The organism is Salipiger bermudensis (assembly GCF_020171625.1).
GTDB classification, from domain to species: Bacteria; Pseudomonadota; Alphaproteobacteria; order Rhodobacterales; family Rhodobacteraceae; genus Salipiger; species Salipiger bermudensis_B.
This window is the reverse complement of record NZ_JAIUZY010000001.1, coordinates 230,771-247,802: the sequence shown is the minus strand read 5'-3', so window position 1 is coordinate 247,802 and position 17,032 is coordinate 230,771. Positions and strand designations below refer to the sequence as shown.

Below are 17,032 nucleotides of genomic sequence, written 5' to 3'. Positions count from 1 at the left end.
GCTCAGGAGTTTGTCGGGGAACACGCCTGCGCGTCAAGCGCGCCGGAGCTCACTCCGGCGCGGTCAGGCAGGCGACGTAGAACCCATCGCCACCGTCGGAGGGCAGGAACTGACGCTCCTGCGCGAGGGTCCATCCGGGGTGATCCGCAAGGAACGCGGCGACCCGGTCCCCGTTCTCCGCCTTGAGCATGGAACAGGTGGCATAGGCCAGCGTGCCGCCGGCACCCACCAGAGGCGTGACGGCCTCGAGGATCTGCCCCTGAAGGCGGGTCAGGTCGGCCAGCCCCTCTGCCGTCAGACGCCACTTTCCCTCGGGCGCCCGCCGCCACGAGCCGCTGCCGGAACAGGGCACATCGCAGAGGACAAGATCATAGGGGCCGCGCGGCGCCTGCGTAATCTCGACCGCGGCGCCGGCACGGGTGGCGCGCGCGGGCAGATCGGACATGCGGGCGGGATTGGCGTCATGGGCCTCGACAGGCCCGGAGAGCCGGGCCGCCATCGCCAGCGCCTTGCCACCGCCACCGGCGCAGTAATCGAGCACGCGCTGACCCGGCGCAAGCGGCAGGGCCGCGACCACCGCCTGGCTTGCGGCGTCCTGCAACTCGACGAGACCGTCGGTGAAGGCCTTGCAGCGCGCCACCTTCCGTGCGCCCTCGATGACCTCGAGCGCGGTGTCGGCCAGAGGTGCGGCCCGGGTGGCGATGCCCTCGGACGAGAGCGCCGCGATGGCCTGATCCGGGGTGGCCTTCAGGGTGTTGATGCGCAGGAAGACCGGGGCGCGGTGGCGCAGGTCCTCGGCCGCCTGCGCCGCCGCCCCGCCAAGGCTCGCCTGCCAGTCGGGCCAGAGCCAGTCGGGCAGATCGAGCGCCTCGGGGCCCTCCGGTACCCGGCCCGCCGCGTGCTCGGCCGCGTCGAGCGGCTGTGGCGCATGGCCCTCGCCGGTGAACAGCGTGTCCGGATCGATACTTTGCTGGCGCAACAGGCCGAGCATCCGGGCGCGCCCACTCTCTCCGCCGCCCGAGGCCGCGGCCGAGCGCCAGCGGCGCAGCGCGTCGAACACGTGATCACGTACCGCGGCACGATCCTTGGAGCCCGCGAAGCGCGAGGCCCGTGACCAGCCGAGCAGCGCCTGCTCGGCCGGTGTGCCCGCGGCGATCCGATCGAGGATCTCCGCCGCGGCCTGTACCCGTGCCGCCGGTGTCATCCGATGCGATAGTTCGGGCTTTCGCGGGTGATCTGCACGTCGTGCACATGGCTCTCGCTGAGGCCCGCGTTGGTGATCTTCACGAAGGTGCAGTTCTTGCGCATGTCTTCGACGGTGGCGTTGCCGGTATAGCCCATCGCCGCGCGCAGGCCGCCCACGAGCTGGTGGATCACCGCGCCGGCAGAGCCCTTGTAGGGCACCTGCCCCTCGATGCCCTCGGGCACCAGCTTGTCGGAGGCTGCGTCCTTCTGGAAGTAGCGGTCGGCGGAGCCGCGCGCCATGGCCCCGAGCGAGCCCATGCCGCGATAGGCCTTGAACGAGCGGCCCTGGTAGAGAATGACCTCGCCCGGGCTCTCGTCGGTGCCGGCGATCATGCTGCCGACCATGGCGCAGGAGGCGCCCGCGGCGATCGCCTTGGCGAAATCGCCCGAGAACTTGATGCCGCCGTCGGCGATGACCGGCACGTCGCCGGCCGCCTTGGCGCAATCCATCACGGCGGTGAGCTGCGGCACGCCGACCCCCGCGACCATGCGCGTGGTGCAGATCGAGCCCGGCCCGATGCCGACCTTGACCGCGTCCGCCCCGGCCTCGATCAGGGCACGGGTGGCATCGGCGGTGGCCACGTTGCCGGCGATCACCTGCAGCTCGTTCGAGAGCTGCTTGGCGCGGGACACCGCCTCGAGCACGCCCTGCGAGTGGCCGTGCGCGGTGTCGATCACCACGATGTCGACGCCGGCATCGACCAGCGCCTCGGTGCGCTCGAACCCGGACTCGCCGACGCCGCTGGCCGCGGCGCAGAGCAGGCGCCCGAGCCGGTCCTTGCTGGCCGAGGGGTTGACCACGGCCTTCTCGGTGTCCTTGAGCGTCAAGAGCCCGGTGAGCTTGCCGGCGGCGTCGGTGACCAGAAGCTTCTCGATGCGGCGTGCGCGCATCAGGCTGATCGCCTCGTCCCGGTCGGCGGGCTCCTGCAGGATGGCGAGGTTCTCGGAGGTCATCATCACCCGGACGGGCGTGTCGTCCTTCTGCGCGAAGCGCATGTCGCGGTTTGTCACGATGCCGACCACGTGTTTCTTCTCGTCGACCACCGGGAACCCGGTGAAGCCATAGCGCTCAGTCAGCGCCTTGGCGTCGGCCAGCGTCTGGTCCGGGGTCAGGGTCACCGGGTTGTAGACGATGCCGCTCTCGAAGCGCTTGACCCGGCGCACCTGCTGGGCCTGCTCCTCCACGGTGAGGTTCTTGTGGATCACCCCGATGCCGCCGGCCTGCGCCATGGTGATGGCCATGCGGGCTTCGGTCACGGTGTCCATGGCCGAGCTCAAAAGCGGGATGTTGAGGGCGATGGATCTGGTCACGCGGGTGCGGGTGTCAGCGGTGCTGGGCAGCACGCTGGACGCCGCGGGAACGAGAAGAACGTCATCGAAGGTGAGCGCCTCGCGAATCTCCATGGGGTGGCTCCTTGGGAGGGGATCGGTTGGCACGTCCCTATTGCACGGATGCGCGGCAGGCGAAAGCCCCCTTCCTGCGGTCCGGCCGCGTCCGCCGGTCCGGCCACGCGCCGGAGGGGCGCCGCTGCGAAAGGAAGGAGGGGGCTCTGCCCCCTCTTGGCGCTGTGCGCCAATTCACCCCCGAGGTATTTTCGAACCAAAGAAGCCATGAGCGCCGCGCCCCCGGCTTCTCTTCGTCAAAAATACTCCCGCCGGAGGCGTCGGGACCTGCTACGGGCGCAGGCGCCGGGGGAACGTCCCTGCCCCCGGCAATTGCGTCGCGCGCCGCGCTGGCGCAGGGTGGCGCCACGATCACGGGAGATGGAGACGATTTTGGCACATGGATACGACAGCGGCCGGCTGAACCTGCCCTTCACCGGCATCTGCACGTTTGCGAAAAAGCCCTTCGTGGCGGACTGGAGTGCCATCGACGCCGATGCGGCGATCCTCGGCGCGCCCTATGACGCCGGCACCCAATGGCGGGCCGGGGCGCGGTTCGGGCCGCGCGGGGTGCGCGAGGCCTCGACGCTGTTTTCCTTCGGCCATGCCGGGGCCTATGACCACGAGGACGACGTCACCTACCTTGGCGAAGAGGTGCGCATCGTCGACATGGGCGACGCGGACATCGTGCACACCGACACGCTGGCCAGCCACACCAACATCCGCATGGGCGTCGAAGCCGCGCTGAAGGCGGGCGCGCTGCCGGTGGTGATCGGGGGCGACCACTCGGTCAACATTCCCTGCATCGAGGCCTACGAAGGCCGCGCCCCGTTCCACATCCTGCAGATCGACGCCCATCTCGATTTCGTCGACGAGCGCCACGGCGTCACCCGCGGCCACGGCAACCCGATGCGTCGGGCCGCCGAGAAGGACTGGGTCAGCGGGCTCACCCAGGTCGGCATCCGCAATGTCAGTTCCACCGCGAAGGAGGGCTACGACGCCGCGCGCGCCATGGGCTCCGACATCCTGTCGGTGCGGCAGGCGCGGAGTCTTGGCGCGACCGGCGTGGCGCAGCGCCTCCCCGAGGGCGTTCCGGTCTATATCAGCATCGATATCGACGGCTTCTGCCCCTCGATCGCACCGGGCACCGGCACCCCCAGCCATGGCGGCTTTCTCTACTACGAGGGGCTCGAGATCCTGCAGCAGGTCGCGCGCCGGCACCACATCGTCGGCATCGACCTCGTCGAGGTGGCGCCCGATTACGATCCCAGCGGGTCGACCTCGATCCTCGCGGCCCAGCTCCTGATGAATCTCCTTGGCTTCGTGTTCCACGCCCGCGCCTCGGGACTGCCCGCGAAATAGGCTTGCCGCCACAACCGCACCGAACAATCGCCCAGAAACTGCGGCAGACGGGATACAACCCCCGGATGAAGCGGGCAAACTCTTGGCGATCGGCAAGGAACCGCTTGCGGCAGGGCAGAAGCTGCGGAAAGCTCGGGGGGAGCAGAAAAACAACATGAGAGCCAAAGGCCCATGCCCCTCCCCCTCAACGGCGTCACCGTCGTCGATTTCAGCCGCATCCTCTCCGGCCCCTATGCCACGATGATCCTTGCCGATCTCGGCGCCGCGGTGATCAAGGTCGAGCGCCCCGGAAAGGGCGACGATGCGCGCCGGCTGCCGCCGCTCAAGGACGGCAAGAGCGCCTATTTCGCCGCCGTGAACCGTGGCAAGCGCTCGATCGCGCTGGATCTCGATCTCGAGGCCGACCGCGCGCTGCTCGACCGCATGCTCGCCCGCGCCGATGTGCTGGTGGAAAATTTCCGCCCTGGGGTGATGGCGCGGCACGGGCTCGACTGGGACACGCTGCACGCGCGCTTTCCCCAGATGCACTACGCCTCGGTGAGCGGCTACGGCCAGACCGGCCCCGACGCCAAACGCCCTGCCTATGACACCGTGGTGCAGGCGCGCGGAGGGCTGATGGGGCTGACCGGAACGCCGGCGGAGCCGCGCCGGGCGGCGAGTTCGGTCGGCGATCTCGCCGGGGGCATGTTCCTTGTTCAGGGCATTCTCGCAGCGCTCTACGCCCGGCAGGCCGACGGCAAGGGCCGGCGCATCGACGTGGGCCAGCTCGACGCGCAAGTGGCGCTGATGGACCAGGCCATCGCGCAGGCGGCGCTGAACGACACGGCGCCGAGCCATGCCACGCGGCACCCCTCGATCGCGCCCTGCGAGGCGGTGGCGGCTTCGGACGGGCCCTTCGTTCTGGCCGCGGGCACGGATGCGCAGTTCGAAAAGCTCTGCCTCACGCTGCAACTGCCCCTGGCCGACGATGCGCGCTTTGCCGACAACACCGCGAGACTGAGCCACGCGCGGCTGCTCAAGCGCCTGATCGAGGCGGTGACGCTGGAGTTCCCGCGGACGCACTGGCTGGCCAAGCTCACCGCGGCCGGCATCCCCTGCGCGCCGATCCAGAGCATGGAGCAGGTGATGAAGGACCCGCAGCTGCTGGCGCGCAACATGATCGTGGACGTGCTCGACCGCTATGGCCGCGCCACCTTCAAGGCCGCCGGCAACCCGATCAAGATCTCGGACATGGAGGATCGCCCCGCGCGCCCCGCCCCGCCGGAACTTGACGGCAACCGCGCCGATATCCTGCGCTGGCTCGACACCGACTGACGCGCCCTTGCGCTGCCGCATCGGGGCAGCCGCCCGCCGGGGCTGTCTGTCGGGCGCCGATAGCCTGCCTGCTGGCCTGAGGGGCGCCGCTGGCGAACAGGGGCATGCGTTCAAGGGCCCTCGTCGTCTTCGCCCTATGCGCAACCGCGGCGGCGCCGCGTCGGATTACCGCCCGCACCATCGGCGCTGTGTCACCCTCAGGACGCGATCCGCGCCGCAACACGTTTTCGTCTGTTGCGTGGCGGGCGCGGGCATGGTTCCTCGGTCGGGGACAAACGGAGATCGCTCATGCTGCGCCGCCTCTACGACTGGACCATGTCGCTGGCCGACCACCCCAAAGCGCTCTGGGCGCTGGCCCTTGTCTCGTTCATTGAGGCCTCGATCTTCCCGATCCCTCCTGACGTGCTGATGATCCCGATGGTGCTTGCCGCGCCGCGCAAGGCGTGGCTGATCGCGCTGGTGGCCACGGTGTCGTCGGTGCTGGGCGGTCTCGCGGGCTATGGCATCGGGCATTTCTTCTTCGAAAGCCTTGGCCGCCCGATCCTCGAGTCGATGGGCAAGGCCGACCAGATGGCCGCCTTCAACGAGCGCTTCAACGGGGTCGGCTTCTGGGCCGTCCTGGTGGCCGGCGTGACGCCCTTCCCGTTCAAGGTGATCACCATCATGTCGGGCTGGACGGCGATGCCGGTTGGAACCTTCATCGTGACGTCGATCGTGGCGCGCGCCCTGCGCTTCTTCGTGGTGGCGGGCCTGCTGTGGGGCTTCGGGGAGCCGATCCGGCACTTCATCGAACGCCGCCTCGGGGTCGTCTTCACGCTTTTCGTGCTGCTTCTCGTTGGCGGCTTTTACATCGTGAGATACCTATGACATCGACCCGCAACCTCCTGATCCTGTTGGCCGCCGCCGGCTCTGTCGCGGTGCTTCTGGGGGCGCTTGGCTTCCAGTACCTGGGCGACCTGCCGCCCTGTAAACTGTGCATCTACCAGCGCTGGCCGCACGTGGCCGCCGTGGTGATCGCGCTCGGCGCGCTGGCCACCCGCGGCCCGGCGCTGCCGCTTCTCGGCGCGCTTGCAGCGCTGAGCACCGCCGGGATCGGCGCCTACCACACCGGGGTAGAGCGCGGCTGGTGGGAAGGACCCACCTCCTGCACCGCGTCGGGCTCGGTCACCGGCATGAGCACCGACGATCTGCTCAACCAGATCATGAGCGCCGAGATCCAGCGCTGCGATGACGTGCTGTGGGATTTCTTCGGCCTATCGATGGCAAGCTGGAACACCATTGCCAGCCTCGTTTTCATGGCGCTCTGGCTCTGGGCGGCGCTGAAGAGCAGGGCCTAACCCAAAGACACAGCGGCCCGGATCGGCCTCTTCGGATGCCCGATCCGGGCGCTGAACCGCCTCTCCCCTCAGGTGTTTTCTGCCAACGACAGCCCCGGGGCGCCCGGCCCCGCGCGCGCCAGAGCGGCCCCGCACGTCGCTCTTCCACCTCTCCGGCGGAAGCTGACAGCCCCATGACCCGTGCCGCCGGGCCACGCCCTCGGCGCGGTCAAACGCAGACGGCCCGGCCGCCGCCGCCCCTCACGACGCCATGCGTGAGGCGCGACGGCCTCGCGCCCCTTTCGCGCCGTTGCAAAGAGACACGTCGCCCCCTGCCCGCGCGCGCCGCACAGATCGTGCGTGACAGCCCGCGCGCGCTCTGGCATCACGCGCGTCATGACCAATCGGATCGCCATATGGATCGCCCTGCTGATCCTCGCCGCGCTGGCCGCGGACAGCCTGATCTGGGGCTCGCAGCATTTGGTGTTTCTGGGACGTAAGTTCTTCGCATTGCTGGATTGGATGGCCTTCTGGCGCTAATCGCGCGGCACCCCACCGGGGCAGGTTGACTTAGCTGCGGCAACCTGTTGACCTGCGCGCAACCTTCAGCATTTCGATAGCAAGGAGATACCCATGACCGTCAAAGTCGCAATCAACGGCTTCGGGCGCATTGGCCGGAACGTGCTGCGTGCCATCATCGAGTCGGGACGCACCGACATCGAGGTCATCGCGATCAACGACCTCGGCCCGGTCGAAACCAACGCCCACCTGCTGCAGTTCGACAGCGTGCATGGCCGCTTCCCGCATGAAGTGACCGTCTCCGGCGACACCATCGATGTTGGCCGCGGCCCGATCAAGGTCAGCGCCGAGCGCAACCCCGCCGATCTGCCCTGGGGCGATGTCGACGTGGTGATGGAATGCACCGGCATCTTCACCGCCCGCGACAAGGCCGCGCTGCACCTCGAGAACGGTGCCAAGCGGGTGCTGGTCTCGGCCCCAGCTTCGGGCGCCGACAAGACCATCGTCTACGGTGTCAATGACAGCGTGCTGACCAAGGACGACATCGTCGTGTCGAACGCGTCGTGCACCACCAACTGCCTGTCGCCGGTGGCCAAGGTCCTCAACGATGCCATCGGCATCGAGAAGGGCTTCATGACCACGATCCACTCCTATACCGGCGACCAACCGACGCTGGACACCATGCACAAGGATCTCTACCGCGCCCGCGCTGCGGCGCTGTCGATGATCCCGACCTCGACCGGCGCTGCCAAGGCCGTGGGCCTCGTGCTGCCGGAACTGAACGGCAAGCTCGACGGTGTCGCGATCCGCGTGCCCACGCCGAACGTGTCGGTCGTCGACCTGACCTTCGAGGCCAAGAAGACCACCTCCGTGGACGAGATCAACGACGCCATCCGCGCGGCGGCGGACGGCCCGCTCAAGGGCGTGCTGGCCTATACCGACAAGGCCAACGTCTCGATCGACTTCAACCACGATCCGCATTCGTCGATCTTCCACACCGACCAGACCAAGGTCATGGAAGGCACCATGTGCCGCATCCTGACCTGGTACGACAACGAGTGGGGCTTCTCGAACCGCATGTCGGACACCGCCGTGGCGATGGGCAAGCTGATCTGATCAGGCAGGCCTGAGCGCGGCCAAGGGTCGCCAAGCAAACACGCGGGGCGGGGTCGGAAACGGCCCCGCCCCTTTCTATTGCCTGTATCGTGGTCTGCTGTTTGGTCGGTGTGACGGCAGACCATGCCGTCTCTTGCCTGTATCTTGATCGTCTGAGCGATCGTTCTGCCGGCCAGACTTCTATCTGGCTGTATCTCGGTTTGCCGGCCGGTCGCTCCGATCGCGTGCCCGCGCTTTCTCAGCGTTCACCCCCGCCTGCCCCTGCTACGCTGTCACTGCTTCTGCATCTGCCGCGCCAGTGCGTAGCCATGCCGAGCGCTGCGAGGCTGCACGCCCTGCCCGATCATGGCGTTCGGCAAGGCGCGCTCCGGCGGCGGCGCATCGCCAGCCTGCGCGGCGCTTTGCACCGTGCCGGATGTGCGGGGACGCGACGGGGTTGCCTGTGTGAGGCGGCGCGTCGGGCGTGCGCCGAAGGAACGGATATCCATGCGATCACCTCCTGATCCGTGGGTGTCTCGATGCCGTTAACCCTACGTGCGGAAGGTTAAGAACTTCCTGACGGCTCCGCGCGGCGACGCAACCGCGCCCGTCGCCATGCAAAAACTGCAGGGCGGGGTTGGAATTTCGGAAATTGTGCTGCGCCGCAGCAAACCCTAAGTTAGCGCCAACAGCAACGAAGGGGGGAGCGACGGAGACACCGCATGACCCGCTTTTTCGCAACACTAATAACCCGCCTCGATCAGCGCGCCCGGTACACCCGCACCCTGCGCGAACTGCGCCGGATGTCCCTCAACACCGCGCTCGATCTCGGCATCTCTCGCGGCGACCTGCGCCGCATCGCATCCGAGGCCGTCTACGGCCGGGCCCGCGCCTAACCGCCGACCTCTCCAGACTCAAAGGACCGATGACATGACCGTACTGAACAGCATCTACCGCCGCTACGCCTACCGCCGCGCCCTCTACACGCTGCAGAACCTGCCCGAGCGCACCCGCATGGACTGCGACATCCTTGGGCGTGAGACCGAAGTCGCCCGCCGCGCGGTCTACGGCGCCTAAGCGTCCTCGAAGCGCTTCACCAGCGCATCGTGCACGGCTGGCGTGACGAACTTGCTGACGTCACCGCCAAGCCGGGCGATCTCCTTGACCAGCTTCGAGGCGATGGCCTGATGCCGGGCTTCGGCCATCAGGAACACCGTCTCGATGCTGTCGTCGAGCGAGCGGTTCATCCCGACCATCTGGAATTCATACTCGAAATCCGCCACCGCCCGCAGGCCGCGGACGATGATCTGCGCTCCGACATCGCGCGCGCAGTCGATCAGCAGGTTCTCGAACGGGTGAGCGACGATCTCGGTGCCGGTTTCCTCCGAGAGCGCCCGGCATTCCGCCTCGATCATCGAGACGCGCGTCTCGAGATCGAACAGCGGGCCCTTGTCGCGATTGATGGCGACGCCGATCACCAGTCGATCCACCAGAGCCGCGGCGCGGCGGATGATGTCGATATGACCAAGCGTGATTGGGTCGAAGGTGCCGGGATATAGGCCGATGCGCATAGGGCTGCCCCTGATCTGTCAGTTTTCAGGCACGCAACAATATTGCTTCCCTGAATGCAACCCCCTGACCGCTTTGGGCGGTTCGGTCAGTGCCCCATGATCATGCCCTGAAGCGCTTCTTTCTCCATCGAAAGCTCGGCGATCTGTGCCGCCACGAGGTCGCCGATCGAGATCATTCCGACCATGACGCCGTCTTCGACCACGGGCATGTGGCGGAACCGGCCTTCGGTCATCCGCGCCAGCACCACGTCGCTGTCCTCGTCCCGGGTGCAGGTCTGAAGCTTGGTGGTCATCAGCGTGTCGACGGTGGCCGAGAGCACGTCCGCACCCTGCGATGACAGAACCCGCACGATGTCGCGCTCCGACAGGATCCCCAGCGGGGTCTGGCCATCCTCAGAGATCACCACGCCGCCGATGCGCCGTTCCGCCAGCACCTGCACCGCATCGGCGACCGTGGTGGCGGGGGGCACGGTGACGACACCGTCATCGGCCTTGTCCTTCAGAATCTGCTGCACCTGCATCGGCTCTCCTCCATGCCATCTCTGCGCGTGCATCCAGCGTCCGGCGGCTGCGACAATCTGTCAAGTCAGACCTTCGAGCAGGGTTAGTTCTTTGCGAATCCCCTGCGCCAGCGCTCCTGCGAAGGCGTTGAGCCGCCCGAGCCGGCGGTCGTCCTCGTGGCGCACGAGATAGAAGCTGCGGGTGATCTCGACCTCTTCCGGCAGCACCTTGCGCAGCCCCGGTGCCGCGGGCAGCGCGAAATCGTGCACGATGCCAAGGCCCGCGTGCTGACGTAGCCAGTGGAACTGCACCGAAACGCTGTTCGAGGCCAACCCGACCCGCTCGATTCCCAGGTCCGCGAGGTAGTCGAGTTCCTTGTCGAAGATCATGTCGGGGATATAGCCCACGATGCGGTGATCGCGCAGATCGGCGCGGCTGTTGATAGGTGGATGCTGCGCGAGATACGCCTCGGAGGCGGCGAGGTGCAGCTTGTAGTCGGCGAGTTTCTGCACCACCAGCCGCCCGGCGGTGGGGGCTGAGACGCCGATGGCGATGTCGGCCTCGCGCTTGGACAGGTTCACGATGCGCGGCAGGGCCACGATCTGGATCTCGAGATCAGGGTTTTGCGCGCCGATCTCGGCGCAGACCTGCGGCAAGAGGAAGTTGGCGCAGCCATCAGGTGCGCCGATGCGGATCTGCCCCGACAGGCCCTCGCCCGCGCCGCGCACCGCCTCGGCGCCCTGCCCGAGCGCCTGCTCGGCCTCTTCGGCGTGCGACAGCAGCCGCGCCCCGGCCTCGGTCAGCGCGTAGCCCTGCGGGCTCTTGGCAAAGAGCGGCTGGCCGAGATTTTCCTCGAGCCTGCCGATGCGGCGGCCCACCGTGGCCGGGTCCATGCGCAGGACCCGGCCGGCGCCGGAGAGGCTGTCTCCCCGCGCCACGGCAAGGAAAATCCGCAAATCGTCCCAGTTCCCGCGCATCGGCACACCTGCATTTTTGCAAAACCCTTTTGCCCGATTACCTCTGTCGCCTGCATTTGCGCAAGACTAAGTTTGCGGCAAATCCGACCAGCAGGAGGCGCGATCATGAAAGAACTGACGCATTTCATCAACGGACAGCACGTGAAGGGCACCTCGGGCCGCTTCACCGAGGTGTTCAACCCGGCCACCGGCGAAGCCATCGCCAAGACGCCGCTCGCCACCGTCGAGGAGCTCAACGACGCGGTCGCCAAGGCCGCCGAGGCCCAGAAGGCCTGGGGTGCGACCAACCCGCAGCGCCGCGCCCGCGTGATGATGAAGTTCGGTGCCCTGATCAACGAACACATGGACGAGCTGGCCGAGATGCTCTCGATGGAGCACGGCAAGACCCTGCCCGACGCCCGTGGCGACGTGCAGCGTGGTCTCGAGGTGGTCGAGGTCTGCATGGGCGCGCCGCACATGCTCAAGGGCGAGTACACCGACAATGGCGGCCCCGGCATCGACCTCTACTCGATGCGCCAGCCGCTCGGCGTTGTGGCGGGCATCACCCCGTTCAACTTCCCCGCCATGATCCCGCTGTGGAAGATGGCCCCGGCTCTGGCCTGCGGCAACGCCATGATCCTCAAGCCGTCCGAGCGCGTGCCCTCGACCTCGCTGCGCCTTGCAGAGCTGATCATCGAGGCCGGCCTGCCCGAGGGCGTGCTGCAGGTGGTGAACGGTGACAAGGAAGTGGTCGACGCGATCCTCGACAACGAGGACATCGCGGCGGTGGGCTTTGTCGGCTCGACCCCGATCGCGCAGTACATCTATGGCCGGGCCGCCAGCAACGGCAAGCGGGCCCAGTGCTTCGGCGGCGCCAAGAACCACATGATCATCATGCCCGACGCCGATCTCGACAAGGCGGCCGACGCGCTCGTGGGCGCAGGCTTCGGCGCCGCGGGCGAACGCTGCATGGCGATCTCGGTGGCCGTTCCGGTGGGTCAGGAAACCGCCGACGCGCTGGTCGAGAAGCTGGTGCCGCGCATCGAGAAGCTCAAGGTCGGCCCCTATACCGCGGGCGAGGACGTGGATTATGGCCCCGTCATCACCGGCGCCGCCAAGAGCCGCATCGAGGGCCTGATCAGCTCGGGTGTGGATCAGGGCGCCAAGCTGGTGGTCGACGGACGCGACTTCACGCTCCAGGGCTACGAGAACGGCTTCTTCGTGGGCCCGTCGATGTTCGACAACGTCACGCCGGACATGGACATCTACAAGGAAGAGATCTTCGGCCCGGTGCTGAGCCAGGTTCGCGCGGGATCGTATGAGGAGGCGCTCGATCTGGTGATCGACAACCCCTACGGCAACGGCACGGCGATCTACACCGCCGACGGCGACACCGCGCGCGATTTCGCGCACCGGGTCAACGTGGGCATGGTCGGCATCAACTTCCCGATCCCGGTGCCGCTGTCGTACCATACCTTCGGAGGCTGGAAGAAATCCGCCTTCGGTGATCTCAACCAGTACGGCCCCGACGCCTTCCGCTTCTACACCAAGACCAAGACCGTCACCGCGCGCTGGTTCTCGGGGATTAAGGAAGGCGGCGAGTTCAACTTCAAGGCCATGGACTGACACGCATCCGAATTACGGATGAGAGCAGGCGCCCCGGATCTGACCGATCCGGGGCGTTTCGCGTGCAGGCTATGTCCTGAGACGTGTCTTCGTGGTTGCGATCGGCAAAAGTCCTACCCGCCTGACTTGCACCACACGGCCGCTCGGGGCATACCTCAGGGCACGAAGCGGGGCCGCAGAGTTCGCGGACGCCCGCTCTCGATTGAATAAGTACATTTTTAACAAATAAGTGGTGAGCTGCCTTATGCCTGTCGCTTTCCGAATTCTGCCCAGATCAGGGGTTGTGTATCTCCGGTTCGAGGACCGCATCCTGATCGACGAAAATATCCAAGCTTTCCGGGCGTATACCCGGCACCCGGATGCCCATCCGGCCCAGAAGCATCTGGTTGACCTGTCCGGCGTCACCGCCATCGAGTGGGACTATGTGAAGCTCATGCAGCTTCAGGCCCTGAAGGCCGGCTTCTTCTGCGGCCGGGGCAGCCAGACGCTCAAGGTCTATTACTGCCCAACCAAGCTGTCGCTGTCCGTCGCCAAGATGATCCTGCGCTCGTGGGTCGGGATCAACTCGGTCATCCCGATCATCCAGCAACACGAGGACGACGCGCTCTCGGTGCTCGGCCTGCGGCAGGGATGTTTCTCCAATCTGCTGGCCGATCACGGCTGAGACCGATCGCCGGGCTTGCCCGGCGGCGTCCGCTCTGCTTTCCTCGGCGAACGCCATCGAAAGGAGGGGTCGATGCAGATGCCTGAGTTCAGCCTCGGGATCGAGGAGGAGTACCTTCTTGTCGATCGCGACACATTGGCTCTGAGTGAAGCGCCCAAAAGCCTGCTCGAGGCCTGCAGCCAGGAGCTCGAGGGGCAGGTCAGCCCGGAATACCTGCAGTGCCAGATCGAGATCGGCACCCAACCCTGTGCCGACATCGCGACGGCGCGTGACGATCTCAGACGGCTGCGGGCGGCGATTTCGAAGCACGCGGCGCGCTTCAATCTCGCGCCAATCGCCGCGTCGTGCCATCCGCTGGCGCACTGGAAGAACCAGAGCCACACCGACAAGGAGCGCTATCGCGACCTGCGGCGCGATCTCGGCGGCGTGGTGCAGCGGATGCTGATCTGCGGGATGCACGTGCATGTCGGGCTGGGCGACGATCAGCTGCGCGCCGACCTGATGCGGCAGGCGAGTTACTTCCTGCCCCATCTGCTGGCGCTGTCGACGTCCTCGCCGTTCTGGCAGGGCATCGACACCGGGCTGGCGAGCTACCGCATCTCGGTCTTCGACAACCTGCCGCGCACCGGGCTGCCGCCACAGTTCACCAACTGGGAAGACTACCAGCGCTCGGTGCAGGCGCTGGTCGATCTGGAGATCATCGAGGACAGCTCGAAGATCTGGTGGGACCTGCGCCCCTCGTCCCGCTTCCCGACCCTCGAGACCCGGATCATGGACGTCCAGCCGCGGCTCGAGGACGCGCTGATGCTGGCGGCGATCAACCAGTGCCTCCTGCGGATGCTCTGGCGGCTGCGGCGGCAGAACCTGCGCTGGCGGATCTACGAGAACTTCCTGATCGGCGAGAACCGTTGGCGGGCGCAGCGCTATGGCATCACCGAAGGTCTGATCGATTTCGGCGCCGGGCAGATCACCCCCTTCGAGGTGCTCACCGAAGAGCTGATCGCGCTGATCGCCGAGGATGCCGCGGCGCTGGGGTGCGTGGCCGAGGTCGAGCGCTGCCGCGAGGTGGTGGCCGAGGGCAATTCCTCGTCACGCCAGCGCGCGGTGGCTGCGGCACATCCCGAGGACGGGGACGCGCAGATGCGCGCCGTGGTCAGCCATCTGATCGAGGAATTCCACGAGGGGCTCTGACAACCGGCGGGTGACCGCTGCCGGGAGTTCGGACGGCACGATGAAAGAAAACGCCCCGCAGCGGCGTCGCGGGGAGGTAATCGGCTTGCGGAAACCCTAGATATGCCATGAGGATAGAGCGGCACATGAACGCTGCAGCTGGACAGAGGCCCCCGACTTCGAAATGCGCCCATAATGGTCACCCTGAGACAAACCACCTACCTGCTCGCGCTGCTCATCATGATCGGCTTCATTCTGCACATCGGCAAACCGGTCCTGTTGCCGGTGCTGATGGCGGTGATCTCGGTCTACATCCTGTTCGACGTGACCGCGCGCCTCGGTCGGGTGCCGGTGATCGGCCTGCTGCCATCGATCCTCCGACGCGTCCTCGTGCTGCTTGCCTTTACCGTCGTGCTGGTGGCGCTCTTCACCTACGTGCTCGACACCTTCACACAGGTCGCCGCCGTACTGCCGAGCTACAAGGCCAACCTCGAGAGCCTGATGACCCATGTGGCGCAACTTGTCGGGCTCGACGATGAGCCGAGCTGGGCCAAGCTGCGCGCGATGACCTTCGGCCGGCTCGAGATCCAGCCGTTCATCGGGCCGGTGATCCTGTCGATCCGCGGCCTCGGCGGCACGCTGTTCCTCGTGGTGCTCTACGCCTCGTTCCTGACGGCGGAGCGCGAGAGCATGGCGCGCAAGCTCAACCTCGCGCTCGAGGGCAACGCCGATGCCGAGAACCGCACCATCGTTCTGATCAACCGCATCAACAACCGGATCGGCGACTACCTGTCGGTGAAGACGGTGGTGAACGTGATCCTCGGCGCCCTGTCCTTCGGGGTGATGCTGCTCTTCGGCATCGACTTCGCCTTGTTCTGGGCGATCCTCATCGCCCTGCTGAACTATATCCCCTATATTGGCTCGCTGATTGGGGTGATCTTCCCGGTGCTGCTGAGCCTTGCGCAGTTCGGCTCCTTCACCGTGGCCTCTCTGGTGGCGGTCTCGCTGACCGCGGCGCAGCTCTTTGTCGCAGGCTATCTCGAGCCGCGGATGATGAGCCGGGCGTTCAATCTGAGCCCCTTCGTGGTGCTCTTCGCACTGGCGTTCTGGAGCGCGCTCTGGGGGCTGCCCGGCGCGGTGCTGGCGGTGCCACTGACCGCGAGCCTGATCATCGTCATGGCCGAAATCGATGCCACCCGCCCCTTCGCCATCCTGCTCTCGGCCTCCGGCAAGGTCTGAGCCGCGCGGGTTCCGCGCAAAGATCTCACTCCGCGTCACATTTTCGGGAACCGCGACGCGCCGTCGCAGGTTGCGCCCCTAGGGAAACGGGATTTGACGGGGCAACTGTTGCGGCGCGGCATTCTTCTTATCGGTCCGGCGCTCCTCGCGGGATGCGAGGGGCGTCACAACTGGCTGGCCTCCGCCGGCGCCGAGGCGCAGCGGGTCGAAGACCTGTTCTGGGTGCTGCTGATCGGCGCCGTGCTGATCTGGTGCCTCGTGATCGGGGCCGCGGTCTATGCGCATCGCCGGCAGGTCGACCCGTCGCTCGAGACGCAGGCGCGACGCTTCATCCTCTGGGGCGGCGCGGTGTTTCCCACGGTCGTGGTGGGCGCGCTTCTGGTCTGGGGCCTCGTCATCCTGCGCGACATTACCGCCGACGAGGGCGACCTGACGGTGCGCGTGGACGGCGAGCGCTGGTGGTGGCGGGTGATCTACGAAACACCCGAGGGCGAGGTCGTCACCGCAAACGAGATCCGGCTTCCCGTCGACCGCACCGCGTTCTTCCGGCTGACCGCAGACGATGTGATCCACTCCTTCTGGGTGCCCGCCCTTGGCGGAAAGATGGACATGATCCCGGGCCGTGAGACGACGCTGGCGCTGACGCCAGTCGCCACCGGCAACTGGGGCGGGCTCTGCGCCGAGTATTGCGGCGGCGCCCACGCGCTGATGCGCTTCGATACCATCGTCATGGAGCAGGAGGCTTTTGATGCGTGGCTCACGGCGCAGGCCGCGCCCGCAGAGGTCGCCGAGGGCGACCCAGGCCTCGAGATCTTCCAGGCCGAAGGATGCGGCGCCTGCCACACCATCCGCGGCACCGAGGCCCAGGGCCCCGTGGGCCCCGACCTCACCCATCTCGCCAGCCGCGAGAAACTGGGCGCGGGCCTTTACGACATCACGCCCGAGACCATGGCGCGGTGGATCACCAACACGCACGCGATGAAGCCCGATATCGACATGCCCCCCTATCCCGACCTGCAGGGCGACCGGCTCGACCGGCTCGTCGCCTTCCTGATGAGCCTGGACTGACCC

The 17,032-nt window shown here is 66.9% G+C and carries 19 protein-coding genes; 13 read left to right on the top strand and 6 right to left on the bottom strand.

Going from position 1 to position 17,032, the window contains the following annotated elements:
* Positions 1 to 49 precede the first annotated feature (49 nt).
* Positions 50 to 1,204: an RsmB/NOP family class I SAM-dependent RNA methyltransferase gene (locus LCM15_RS01135; protein WP_224852394.1), complete on the bottom strand. Its 1,155-nt coding sequence runs from the start codon at positions 1,202 to 1,204 to the stop codon at positions 50 to 52.
* On the bottom strand, positions 1,201 to 2,649 hold the full coding sequence (guaB, locus tag LCM15_RS01130; RefSeq protein ID WP_224852393.1) for an IMP dehydrogenase: 1,449 nt from the start codon (positions 2,647 to 2,649) through the stop codon (positions 1,201 to 1,203). Before guaB ends, LCM15_RS01135 begins: the two co-directional genes overlap by 4 nt.
* A 360-nt stretch (positions 2,650 to 3,009) precedes the next feature.
* Between guaB and speB the strand changes: the two genes are divergently transcribed.
* The 6 genes from speB to gap all read left to right on the top strand — a co-directional run bounded on the left by speB (position 3,010) and on the right by gap (position 8,255).
* A complete protein-coding gene (speB, locus tag LCM15_RS01125) occupies positions 3,010 to 3,990 on the top strand; it encodes an agmatinase (RefSeq protein WP_263619525.1) in 981 nt (326 codons plus the stop codon).
* 171 nt (positions 3,991 to 4,161) lie between these two features.
* Positions 4,162 to 5,304 (top strand): CaiB/BaiF CoA transferase family protein, encoded by a 1,143-nt coding sequence (locus tag LCM15_RS01120; protein ID WP_224852392.1) that lies wholly within the window; start codon positions 4,162 to 4,164, stop codon positions 5,302 to 5,304.
* Positions 5,305 to 5,592: 288 nt separating this feature from the next.
* The gene (locus LCM15_RS01115; RefSeq protein WP_224852391.1) at positions 5,593 to 6,171 is read left to right on the top strand and encodes a YqaA family protein; all 579 of its coding nucleotides are present in this window, start codon (positions 5,593 to 5,595) and stop codon (positions 6,169 to 6,171) included.
* The gene (locus LCM15_RS01110; RefSeq protein WP_224852390.1) at positions 6,168 to 6,641 is read left to right on the top strand and encodes a disulfide bond formation protein B; all 474 of its coding nucleotides are present in this window, start codon (positions 6,168 to 6,170) and stop codon (positions 6,639 to 6,641) included. Before LCM15_RS01115 ends, LCM15_RS01110 begins: the two co-directional genes overlap by 4 nt.
* Before the next feature lie 375 nt (positions 6,642 to 7,016).
* Positions 7,017 to 7,160, top strand: a complete 144-nt coding sequence (locus tag LCM15_RS01105) for a hypothetical protein (RefSeq protein ID WP_224852389.1) — start codon at positions 7,017 to 7,019, stop codon at positions 7,158 to 7,160.
* Positions 7,161 to 7,253: 93 nt separating this feature from the next.
* Positions 7,254 to 8,255, top strand: a complete 1,002-nt coding sequence (gap, locus tag LCM15_RS01100) for a type I glyceraldehyde-3-phosphate dehydrogenase (RefSeq protein WP_224852388.1) — start codon at positions 7,254 to 7,256, stop codon at positions 8,253 to 8,255.
* A 272-nt stretch (positions 8,256 to 8,527) separates the two neighbouring features.
* Here the strand turns inward: gap and LCM15_RS01095 are convergent, their stop codons facing one another.
* Positions 8,528 to 8,743 carry a hypothetical protein gene (locus LCM15_RS01095; protein ID WP_224852387.1) on the bottom strand — a complete coding sequence of 72 codons (216 nt, stop codon included), beginning with the start codon at positions 8,741 to 8,743 and terminating at the stop codon, positions 8,528 to 8,530.
* A gap of 213 nt (positions 8,744 to 8,956) precedes the next feature.
* On the opposite strand from LCM15_RS01095, the gene LCM15_RS01090 reads away from it, so the two are divergent.
* Both LCM15_RS01090 and LCM15_RS01085 read left to right on the top strand, forming a co-directional pair.
* Positions 8,957 to 9,130 (top strand): hypothetical protein, encoded by a 174-nt coding sequence (locus tag LCM15_RS01090; RefSeq protein ID WP_224852386.1) that lies wholly within the window; start codon positions 8,957 to 8,959, stop codon positions 9,128 to 9,130.
* 34 nt (positions 9,131 to 9,164) lie between these two features.
* Complete coding sequence (locus tag LCM15_RS01085; RefSeq protein ID WP_224852385.1) at positions 9,165 to 9,311, top strand: glyceraldehyde-3-phosphate dehydrogenase; 147 nt, start codon at positions 9,165 to 9,167, stop codon at positions 9,309 to 9,311.
* Here LCM15_RS01085 and coaD read toward each other — a convergent pair.
* The 3 genes from coaD to LCM15_RS01070 all read right to left on the bottom strand — a co-directional run bounded on the left by coaD (position 9,308) and on the right by LCM15_RS01070 (position 11,283).
* On the bottom strand, positions 9,308 to 9,805 hold the full coding sequence (coaD, locus tag LCM15_RS01080; RefSeq protein WP_224852384.1) for a pantetheine-phosphate adenylyltransferase: 498 nt from the start codon (positions 9,803 to 9,805) through the stop codon (positions 9,308 to 9,310). The two genes, LCM15_RS01085 and coaD, sit on opposite strands and share 4 nt — an antisense overlap.
* A gap of 86 nt (positions 9,806 to 9,891) precedes the next feature.
* Positions 9,892 to 10,326 (bottom strand): CBS domain-containing protein, encoded by a 435-nt coding sequence (locus LCM15_RS01075; RefSeq protein ID WP_224852383.1) that lies wholly within the window; start codon positions 10,324 to 10,326, stop codon positions 9,892 to 9,894.
* Positions 10,327 to 10,386: 60 nt separating this feature from the next.
* Positions 10,387 to 11,283, bottom strand: a complete 897-nt coding sequence (locus tag LCM15_RS01070) for a LysR family transcriptional regulator (protein WP_224852382.1) — start codon at positions 11,281 to 11,283, stop codon at positions 10,387 to 10,389.
* A 105-nt stretch (positions 11,284 to 11,388) separates the two neighbouring features.
* Between LCM15_RS01070 and LCM15_RS01065 the strand changes: the two genes are divergently transcribed.
* The 5 genes from LCM15_RS01065 (at position 11,389) to coxB (ending at position 17,029) form a co-directional block, all read left to right on the top strand.
* The gene (locus LCM15_RS01065) at positions 11,389 to 12,888 is read left to right on the top strand and encodes a CoA-acylating methylmalonate-semialdehyde dehydrogenase (protein ID WP_224852381.1); all 1,500 of its coding nucleotides are present in this window, start codon (positions 11,389 to 11,391) and stop codon (positions 12,886 to 12,888) included.
* Positions 12,889 to 13,171: 283 nt separating this feature from the next.
* The gene (locus tag LCM15_RS01060) at positions 13,172 to 13,552 is read left to right on the top strand and encodes a hypothetical protein (protein ID WP_224852380.1); all 381 of its coding nucleotides are present in this window, start codon (positions 13,172 to 13,174) and stop codon (positions 13,550 to 13,552) included.
* Positions 13,553 to 13,624: 72 nt separating this feature from the next.
* Positions 13,625 to 14,743 (top strand): carboxylate-amine ligase, encoded by a 1,119-nt coding sequence (locus LCM15_RS01055; RefSeq protein ID WP_224852379.1) that lies wholly within the window; start codon positions 13,625 to 13,627, stop codon positions 14,741 to 14,743.
* Between the two features lie 174 nt (positions 14,744 to 14,917).
* The gene (locus LCM15_RS01050; RefSeq protein ID WP_224852378.1) at positions 14,918 to 15,961 is read left to right on the top strand and encodes an AI-2E family transporter; all 1,044 of its coding nucleotides are present in this window, start codon (positions 14,918 to 14,920) and stop codon (positions 15,959 to 15,961) included.
* A 93-nt stretch (positions 15,962 to 16,054) separates the two neighbouring features.
* Positions 16,055 to 17,029, top strand: coding sequence for a cytochrome c oxidase subunit II (coxB, locus tag LCM15_RS01045; protein ID WP_224852377.1), 975 nt, complete (start codon positions 16,055 to 16,057; stop codon positions 17,027 to 17,029).
* Positions 17,030 to 17,032 lie beyond the last annotated feature (3 nt).

Coding starts and splice junctions, on each gene's coding strand:
- LCM15_RS01135 (WP_224852394.1), bottom strand. CDS start 1,204: ATGACACCGGCGGCACGGGTACAGGCCGCGGCGGAGATCCTCGATCGG.
- guaB (WP_224852393.1), bottom strand. CDS start 2,649: ATGGAGATTCGCGAGGCGCTCACCTTCGATGACGTTCTTCTCGTTCCC.
- speB (WP_263619525.1), top strand. CDS start 3,010: ATGGAGACGATTTTGGCACATGGATACGACAGCGGCCGGCTGAACCTG.
- LCM15_RS01120 (WP_224852392.1), top strand. CDS start 4,162: ATGCCCCTCCCCCTCAACGGCGTCACCGTCGTCGATTTCAGCCGCATC.
- LCM15_RS01115 (WP_224852391.1), top strand. CDS start 5,593: ATGCTGCGCCGCCTCTACGACTGGACCATGTCGCTGGCCGACCACCCC.
- LCM15_RS01110 (WP_224852390.1), top strand. CDS start 6,168: ATGACATCGACCCGCAACCTCCTGATCCTGTTGGCCGCCGCCGGCTCT.
- LCM15_RS01105 (WP_224852389.1), top strand. CDS start 7,017: ATGACCAATCGGATCGCCATATGGATCGCCCTGCTGATCCTCGCCGCG.
- gap (WP_224852388.1), top strand. CDS start 7,254: ATGACCGTCAAAGTCGCAATCAACGGCTTCGGGCGCATTGGCCGGAAC.
- LCM15_RS01095 (WP_224852387.1), bottom strand. CDS start 8,743: ATGGATATCCGTTCCTTCGGCGCACGCCCGACGCGCCGCCTCACACAG.
- LCM15_RS01090 (WP_224852386.1), top strand. CDS start 8,957: ATGACCCGCTTTTTCGCAACACTAATAACCCGCCTCGATCAGCGCGCC.
- LCM15_RS01085 (WP_224852385.1), top strand. CDS start 9,165: ATGACCGTACTGAACAGCATCTACCGCCGCTACGCCTACCGCCGCGCC.
- coaD (WP_224852384.1), bottom strand. CDS start 9,805: ATGCGCATCGGCCTATATCCCGGCACCTTCGACCCAATCACGCTTGGT.
- LCM15_RS01075 (WP_224852383.1), bottom strand. CDS start 10,326: ATGCAGGTGCAGCAGATTCTGAAGGACAAGGCCGATGACGGTGTCGTC.
- LCM15_RS01070 (WP_224852382.1), bottom strand. CDS start 11,283: ATGCGCGGGAACTGGGACGATTTGCGGATTTTCCTTGCCGTGGCGCGG.
- LCM15_RS01065 (WP_224852381.1), top strand. CDS start 11,389: ATGAAAGAACTGACGCATTTCATCAACGGACAGCACGTGAAGGGCACC.
- LCM15_RS01055 (WP_224852379.1), top strand. CDS start 13,625: ATGCAGATGCCTGAGTTCAGCCTCGGGATCGAGGAGGAGTACCTTCTT.
- LCM15_RS01050 (WP_224852378.1), top strand. CDS start 14,918: ATGGTCACCCTGAGACAAACCACCTACCTGCTCGCGCTGCTCATCATG.